Origin of the sequence: Priestia sp. SIMBA_032, from assembly GCF_046535215.1 — a bacterium.
GTDB lineage: Bacteria > Bacillota > Bacilli > Bacillales > Bacillaceae_H > Priestia > Priestia aryabhattai.
Window position 1 is genome coordinate 1 of the sequence record NZ_JAWRXD010000972.1, and the last position, 260, is coordinate 260.

The 260-nt window shown below is 63.8% G+C and carries 1 pseudogene; it reads left to right on the forward strand.

Annotated elements, in window-relative coordinates:
* Positions 1–260 (forward strand): annotated as a pseudogene (locus SB717_RS37240) (sugar ABC transporter substrate-binding protein); the annotation flags it as partial.

Genomic DNA, 260 nt, shown 5'->3' on the forward strand with positions numbered 1-260 from the left:
GTCGGCGCGACCGGCATTCCCGAGACCTGGGACGAGTTCCTCGACCTGTGCGAAAAGCTGCAGGACGCGGGAATCACGCCATTCCTCGAGAGCGTCGACCAGATGCCGACCACGCTCTCCGCCATGATCGGTGCGAAGAGTCACTCGATGGATCCGACGCTCGACGACCTCATCTTCTCGGGTGAGTCGACCTTCGAGGCCGAGTGGACCGGGGCGCTCACCGAGTACAACAAGCTCTACACGGAGGGGCTGGTCTCGCC